This window comes from Geminisphaera colitermitum TAV2, from assembly GCF_000171235.2.
In the GTDB taxonomy this organism is placed as follows: Bacteria; Verrucomicrobiota; Verrucomicrobiia; order Opitutales; family Opitutaceae; genus Geminisphaera; species Geminisphaera colitermitum.
Genome location: NZ_ABEA03000095.1, coordinates 50,488 through 58,155, shown reverse-complemented (window position 1 = coordinate 58,155; position 7,668 = coordinate 50,488). Strand labels below are relative to the sequence as shown.

Here is a 7,668-nt window from a genome sequence, read left to right as displayed (position 1 = left end):
CGCACACACGCTTCTTTGCATTTGCGCGAACGCCACAATCCGCTACCTTTTACCCTCCACGCAGACCGCCCAAATGTCAGACGCCACCATCAAGACTTTCGACAAGCCACTCGTGGCCTCGAACGATCGCCAGCAAGAGGCGAACGCCGACTGGATCGTGGTGCAGGCCGTGCAAGCCGGTAATGTCCAGGCCTTTGACACCCTCGTCCGCCGCTACCGCGAACGCGTGCTCGGAGTCATTTACAACCTTACCTCCAACCGCGAAGACGCCGCCGACCTCACTCAGGACGCCTTCCTCAAAGCCTTCCAATCCATCAACCGCTTCCAAGGCCAGTCCTCCTTCTTCACCTGGCTCTACCGCATCGCCGTCAACTCCACCCTCACCCACCTGCGCAAAAACAAACTCCGCTCCTTTTTCAGCTTCGAAAAACTCCAGGAAGACCCGCCCGTCGCCGAACTCGTCAACCAACTCACCGACAAAAAAGGCGCCGACCGGAACCTCTATCTTGCCGAACTTCAGGAAAAATTGAACGAGGCGCTGCAAAAACTGTCTATCAATCATCGCACTGTGATTACACTTTTTGAGATTGATGGCCTCAGCCACGAGGAAATAGCCGAAATCACCGGGTGCTCCGTGGGCACCGTCCGCTCCCGCCTCCACTACGCCAAGCAACAACTGCAAGCCGAGCTCCAGCCCTATCTTAGCGCATGAAACCCGACCAACCGAAACCCACCGTGTCTGTTGAGGATCTATTGCGACTCAAACGTGCCGAACGCCCGTCCGAAGAATTTTGGACGCGCTTTGAAAAGGAACTGCATACCAAACAACTCGCCGCCTGCATCGAACCCCGCCCTTGGTGGCTGGGGATTTCCCTCGTCTGGCGCAAAGCCTCGCCCGCCGCGCTGCCCATCGGAGCCTTGGCTGCGCTCGCCCTCTCTGTTGTTGGCGTCGTCAACGTCCAGCGCATGGCGTTTAACACCTCGCCCTCCTCTGACCCCGCAGCCACCACGAGCACCATCGCGGCACAATCCACCCCGATAACTGCGCCCGATGGCGTCGCCCCCGCCACCACCCTCTCGTCCACCGCAACCGTTGCCACCCTTGCCAACCCGACGGCGACCATGCCCACCGGTAACGGCGGCGCATCGTCCGAAGACGGCAATCAACAAAACCTGCTTGCCGTTGTCACCACCGCCACCCTCGCGGCGCAAACCCCGGCAGTCAGTGAGGACGCCAACCCCGCTCACTCATCCACCGCGGCCGTATCCACGCCTTCCACACATGCTCCGGCAGTCACTGCGGCCGTGGCCTCGCTGACTGGCACGAGCACGATCGTATCATTGCCCCCCCTCGCCGCCTCTGGCGTTGCCGGTCTGGTCATCTCGTCTGGCGGCCACTCCTCCGCATCCGACTCCGACTGGCTGGGCGTTCACATGCAGCACGAATCAGATCTGCCCGTCGCCCTGCTCCCCCTCGCCGGCCACCACGCGCAACAACCACCCCTCACCCTCTTGACGTCGCTGCTCGACGAAGACACCACCCCCGCAACGGCATCCGCCCCCGACAACGCCCTTTCCGCCATACGCAGCAACCCCCGGCTCGCCCGGCTGATCTCCTTCTTACAGGAAGCCGAATCGTATGCCATGACAGACGAATCCGGTTCCACGGAAAACCAGCAGCGCAACTCTTTCCGTCGCGTGGATTCCGACGACGTACTGCCCTCCGCCGTGCGCCGCCTAGTCGGTGGCGGCGACCGCGTCTCCTTCCGGTTCTGAGCAAGGAGCGACGGCTTCCAACCGTTGCCAACGAGGTGCCTCGCACCTCACCCTTCACTCGGCACTCAGGGGTAATCGCGTCCCCCCCCCCCTCCCCCAACAAAGCACAATGCGCCGAGAAACATGCTTGCACTGAAACTTCTTTGAAATTGTTTCAGAAACATCATGGCCACGATCTACGACATCGCCCGCACCGCCAAAGTCTCCCCTGCCACCGTCTCCCGCGTCATCAACGGACGCGCTGGTGTGAAGGATGAAACCGTGGCCCTCATACGAAAGACCATGGAAACCAATAGATTCCAACCCCGCTGGAAAGCCATCGACCGCAACCGTCTCCTCGTCCTAGTCCCCGAACACCGCGGCGCCCTCGACAGCGGCTACACCTCACGTATCCTCAGCGGCATTACCGACACCGCCTTCGCCTCCGGCTTCGGCCTGCAACTCCGCCCCTTCGTCCCGCAAATCCGCAACAACCGCGAACTGAAACAAATGGTCATGAACGAAAGCGTTGCCGGCATCATCATCGTCACCATGTTTCAAGGCTACTCGCTCGCCGAAAAGCTCAGCCTGTCGCAAATTCCCCATGCCATCGTCGGCAACAAAACGCAGGATGACGGCGTCTCGCAAATCCTCCTTGATGACCGTAACGCCGGCCTCAACGCCACCCGCTATCTTCTTTCACTCCGCCACCGCCACATCGCGATGGTATCCTTTAAGCATGCCGATCACGGCCACCAGCAACGCTACGCCGGCTACCTCGAAGCCCTTAACGAAAAAGGTCCGCACACCGGTGCCACAACCCCCGGCCAATGTATCGAGACAGACATTACAACCATCGAGGAAGGCCGTGCCGCCGCCCGCCGCCTGCTCTCGCTCCCCGAACGCCCCACCGCCGTGATTGTAACCAATGAGGACCTGGCGATCGGCTTCCAACTCGAAGCTCGCGAAATGGGTCTGCGCATCCCCGAAGACATCTCGATCATCGCCTTCGAGGACACAGAAAAGACCGCCTTCCTCGACATCCCCATGACAACGATGCGCATCCCCGCACACACGATGGGGATTGAGGCGGTAAAAATGCTATTCTCCATGCTCAACAGCGAAGACTCCACTCCGCGTCGCCCCCACGCCACCGCCACCCCCGCCGCCGCCTGCCAGACCGTTACCCTCCCCCTGTCCCTCATCGTCCGCCGCTCCACTGCCACGGCCCCGTAACGCCAGACGGCGCGGCACCTTCACTCGCCAACTCACCAGCACTCCTCCCCGATTACATTCACACCTTGCGATCCGAATACCCGCACAATGTATTGACGTAATGAAACAGTTTCTCGTTGTTTAATCCCTACTCATGCACCACCTCCTGACAAAACCATGAACATCGGCGTCCAGTATTATCGCCCCCCCTTCCCTGTTCAGAAACACTGGGCCGACGACCTGAAACGCATCCGCGACACGGGATTCGACACACTCCAGCTTTGGGTCACATGGGCATGGACGGAAAGCACGCCGGGGATTTTCGAATTTCGCGACTACGACCAACTCGTCGAAATGGCGGACCACAACGGCCTCAAGCTAATCCTCAGCACCATCGCCGAACTCCAGCCCCACTGGATTCACGAGATCGTGCCCGGCAGCGAGATGATCGACGACCGCGGCCAACGCGTTGTGTCATCCCTGCGCGCCGAATCCAACTTCGGACTAACACCCGGCGGCTGCACGGAAAACCCCGCCGTGTGGGATCGCATGGCCGGATTCCTGAGCCAAGTTGTGACACGCTACCGTGGAGCCTCCAATCTTGCAGGCTGGGACGCATGGAACGAACTGCGCTGGCATGAACAGTCCAATGCCTTTGTTTGCTTTTGTCCGCACTGCCTGCACGAATTTCGCGCGTGGTTGGATTCCCGATACAACGGGCTCGCGGGACTCAACCACGCCTGGCAGCGCCGATACAGTTCATGGCGCGAGGTCATGCCGCCGAAAAACCACTGGCACCCCTACACCGAAAGCCCGTTTACCGAGGCAATCGCATGGCAGCGCTTCGTAACTTGGAAGGCCAACCGTCACGGACGCCGCCGTTTCGAGCTCATCAAGGCCCTCGATCCACAGCACCTCGTGACCGTGCATGCAGGCGACCCCACGCCCCTCTCATCCGGCGGGCCCGAAACCTTCGCACTAGATCGCGGCAACGACTGGATTTTCGCCGACGACCTCGATGGCATTGGCTGCTCCAGTTTCCCGCGGCTCGCCGTCATGGACGACACCACCTTCACCGCACGAGTGGAATTTGCCCGCTCGGCTGCCTCCGCCGCATCTTCCGTGATCGCCCCCGACCCCACAAAAACGGATGCCCAATCAAACAGGAAAAAACAATTCTGGCTCAGCGAAGTCCAAGGCGGGCGCGGCTCGCTTGACTTCAACCTTAGCGTCGCCGTGGACGCCAGCGCCCAACAACGCTGGCTCTGGCGCGGTTTCGCGAGCGGAGCCGACAAAATCCTTTTCTGGTGCTGGCGTGACGAAGTGTTCGGACGCGAATCCGCCGGCTTCGGGATCAACGGTCGCGACGGCCACGCCAGCGCCCGCATAACCGCGATGCAACACACAGGTGCCATCATCGCCCGCCACCACAAACTTCTCTCCTCCTACATCTGCGACACCCCGGAGGTGGGCGTTCTGTTCAGCCCATCCAGCTACTACCTGCACTGGACGCTGGAATCCAATGCCAGAAAACCGCGCAATGCACTCGAAGGCTACTGCCAGGCACTCGTTAATCTTTCGATCCCCTACGCCGTCATTGAAGAAGATCACCTCGACGCTCTCACCGCGCCGCAATCCACCCTGCGAGTGCTCTTCCTGCCACGCCTACTCGTCACCGGGGAAAAACTCGAAAACGCCCTCGCCACCTTCGTGCGCCGCGGCGGCACACTCGTATGCGAATCAGAATGCGGAGCGTTTACGCCGGAAGGAATTTATCGCGCTCCCGAAGAACGCTTTTTTGCACGCCTCGGATTACTCCCGGGCGGCGAGATCGGACGCCGCGAACTGCCGCCGCATGGCATGATCGAACTCGCTCTGCATTCCCCCCTTCGCCTCTATGCCTGCCAATGGCTCACACCCTGGGCCGGATTCCCGGCTACAGGTCGAGTCTGGGCGACACACCCGGACGGTGTCCTCGTTGGTGAAGCATCCATCGGCAACAACAACACTACGCCGGGGCGCATCATCCATGTCGGAACATTCCTTGGGGACACTTATCCCGTGGAACGGACCTCCAGACTTGAGCAATTCATCACGCACTGCGTCGGCGCCTCCACACCACCTCTCTGGCCGCTCGATCCCTCCTCCGCATCCCTGCCCGACCAGACTGCGCGGGAACGCTGGTTGATCAAGACAGGCACTTCCGGGACACGCAGAATCGTGTGTGTGTTTGCACCTCCTGACGTGACATCCGCCCGCCTCGCGGTCAGCGACGGGGTCTTCAAAGGCGAACGTATTCAAGAACTGATATCGGGTCGCACCCTAACGCTCAACGTCGGAAGCAAAACCAGCCCCACAACAATCGATATTCCGTTCACCGAATGGGGCATCGGCATTCTCTGCGATACTTCGATGTAATTTTCTCATCCAGCCGCCAAAGATTTTGTTGACAGAATGAAACTGTTTCTATCAAGTTCCACACAGCCTCTCGTTTTTCGCCATCCCCACCCCCTATCGCCGCCACCTTTTCCCCGATTTTCCGATGATCGCCACCGCACCACTTCCCGCACCCGCTTCCGCCAATGTCTCCCACAACGGCCACGCTTCACCCGCCCCCCCCCCATCCCGTCGCATCTTCCGTAAATACCCCCTCAACCCCCTCCTTACCCCCGCGGACTTCCCTGGCGGACGCGTCATGTATGCCTTCAACCCCGGCGCGATCAAGGTTGGTGACGAGTATCTCATGATCGTTGACGCCGCCACGCTCGCCCAACCGGTGGTTTTCTGGCTCGCGCGCAGCCGCGACGGCATCAAGTGGACCGTCGATCCCCAACCCCTCGACTGGCCCGCCCCCGACTCCACTCATGCCGAAGACTGCGTTTACGATCCGCGCATCACGCCCGAGCCCGGCAACCCCGGCAGTTACATTTTGATGTATGCGAGCAGCAGCGAAACCAGCGGCTGCCGTCTTGGTATTGTTCGTACCCGGGATTTCAAGACATTCGAGCGCGTTGGTATCGTCAGCGAACAAGGCAATCGCAACGGCGCGCTCTTCCCCGAAAAAATCAACGGCCTCTACGCCCGCCTCGATCGTCCCTTCGGCGACCCCAACGACACCTGCGGCATCTGGATCAGTTACTCGCCTGACCTCATTTACTGGGGCCGCGCCGAACCTGTCATGAGCGCCCGTCCCGGCCTCTGGGACAACCTCAAGGTCGGAGCCGGCTGCGTCCCCATTCGCACCGACAAAGGCTGGCTCGAAATCTACCACGGCGTCACCAACACCGGAGCCGGCCTCATCTATCGCCTCGGCGTCTGCCTCCTCGACCTGCAAAATCCCGCCCGCGTGATTGCCCGCGGCGAAGACGCCATCCTCTGGCCCGAGCACGACTACGAATTAACCGGACGCGTCGGCAACGTAACCTTCACCTGCAACGCCATCGTTGAACCCGACGACACCGTAAAAATCTACTACGGAGCCGCCGACACCTGCATCGGCCTCGCCGAAGCAAAACTCACAGACCTCATTGAGGCCTGTTTCACCAAAAATCCGATCCGGCTTCGCGCCTGATTTTTTCCTCTGACTCTCCATCACATCCCGTCATCCAAACCACCAAAATCGTCACCATGAAATCGCACCATAATCTCCACTCCATCGCGTCGGTCGCTTGCGACTCCGTCTCCGCTCCAAATCACATCATCCCCCCTCACGTTGCCTCCCGTCGTGCCGCCTGTTCGAACGCAATGCTGGGAAGCGCCATGCTGGTATTCGGACTGCTGACCGGCACCGCCAGGGCTGAACTGCTCATTTATGAAGGATTTAACGGCTATGTTGACGGCACCTTGCGCGGCCAGACCGTCAGCACCCATTCCATCGGTCTACGCGCCGAATCGGCATGGGGATCCAGTAACTCAAACGCCACAACCGGCATCAACATACAGTCCACCGGACTCACCTTCAGCAACCTCGCCGTCAGCGGCGGGAGCGCATTTCAAAAGTCCTCTTCCGGGACTCATTCGGGGGCCTACCTCTCCGACTCACTCGCAACCTATTCCGGCACTCTTTACGGCAGCTATTTGATACAGTTCAGCACTTCGCCTAGCACCGACAAGACCCCCTACGCCATCGTGGACATCGCCGCTTCCCCGACAGATGTGACGACGAGACGTTTTGCCTCGGCTGCTGACAATAGCGGCTCCTCCAACAACACGCTCGCAGTTGGCTACGACGGCCCCGCCGCCAATGCCACCAATTCCTCCATATCACTGCCCGCTGGCGCCACCTATATCGTCCTTGCCCGTTTCACCAACGTTGGCGTGCAACTCGATGCCGACACGACAGGCATGGCCACCCAGTGGGTGCTTTCCGAAACTCAATTCGATTATTTCAAAGCAACCAGTTTTGCCGGGCTGGAAACCGCGACTATCGGCTCCGGCACTACAAACGTCATCTGCACGGTGTCGGATGATGCGGTCACCAGCGGGACTTACAGCCTGACCGGTGCCTTGCAACTAAGTATGAACGCAAACTCTTCAAGCCGCACCTTTACCATAGATGAAATTCGGTTCGGCACCTCATTGAATGACGTCACACCGCTGGTTCCTGAACCACGGACAATGGCGCTCCTCATTGGTTGCGCCGCCACAGCCTTTGTTTGCCTCCGGCGCTTCGGATTCCGTTAAGCCATCACAACACAT

6 protein-coding genes are annotated in these 7,668 nt (G+C 60.0%); all 6 read left to right on the top strand.

Features of this window, described 5'->3' with window-relative positions:
- Positions 1-73 precede the first annotated feature (73 nt).
- Positions 74-712: a sigma-70 family RNA polymerase sigma factor gene (locus tag OBACDRAFT_RS11130; RefSeq protein ID WP_043585563.1), complete on the top strand. Its 639-nt coding sequence runs from the start codon at positions 74-76 to the stop codon at positions 710-712.
- Positions 709-1,776 carry a RodZ family helix-turn-helix domain-containing protein gene (locus OBACDRAFT_RS11125; protein WP_043585562.1) on the top strand — a complete coding sequence of 356 codons (1,068 nt, stop codon included), beginning with the start codon at positions 709-711 and terminating at the stop codon, positions 1,774-1,776. Before OBACDRAFT_RS11130 ends, OBACDRAFT_RS11125 begins: the two co-directional genes overlap by 4 nt.
- 165 nt (positions 1,777-1,941) lie before the next feature.
- Positions 1,942-2,991 carry a LacI family DNA-binding transcriptional regulator gene (locus tag OBACDRAFT_RS11120; RefSeq protein WP_043585560.1) on the top strand — a complete coding sequence of 350 codons (1,050 nt, stop codon included), beginning with the start codon at positions 1,942-1,944 and terminating at the stop codon, positions 2,989-2,991.
- A gap of 156 nt (positions 2,992-3,147) precedes the next feature.
- On the top strand, positions 3,148-5,388 hold the full coding sequence (locus tag OBACDRAFT_RS11115) for a beta-galactosidase (protein WP_043585559.1): 2,241 nt from the start codon (positions 3,148-3,150) through the stop codon (positions 5,386-5,388).
- A gap of 124 nt (positions 5,389-5,512) precedes the next feature.
- Positions 5,513-6,541: a glycoside hydrolase family 130 protein gene (locus tag OBACDRAFT_RS11110; protein ID WP_052361739.1), complete on the top strand. Its 1,029-nt coding sequence runs from the start codon at positions 5,513-5,515 to the stop codon at positions 6,539-6,541.
- Positions 6,542-6,597: 56 nt separating this feature from the next.
- Positions 6,598-7,653: a hypothetical protein gene (locus tag OBACDRAFT_RS11105; protein ID WP_043585557.1), complete on the top strand. Its 1,056-nt coding sequence runs from the start codon at positions 6,598-6,600 to the stop codon at positions 7,651-7,653.
- Positions 7,654-7,668: the final 15 nt, after the last annotated feature.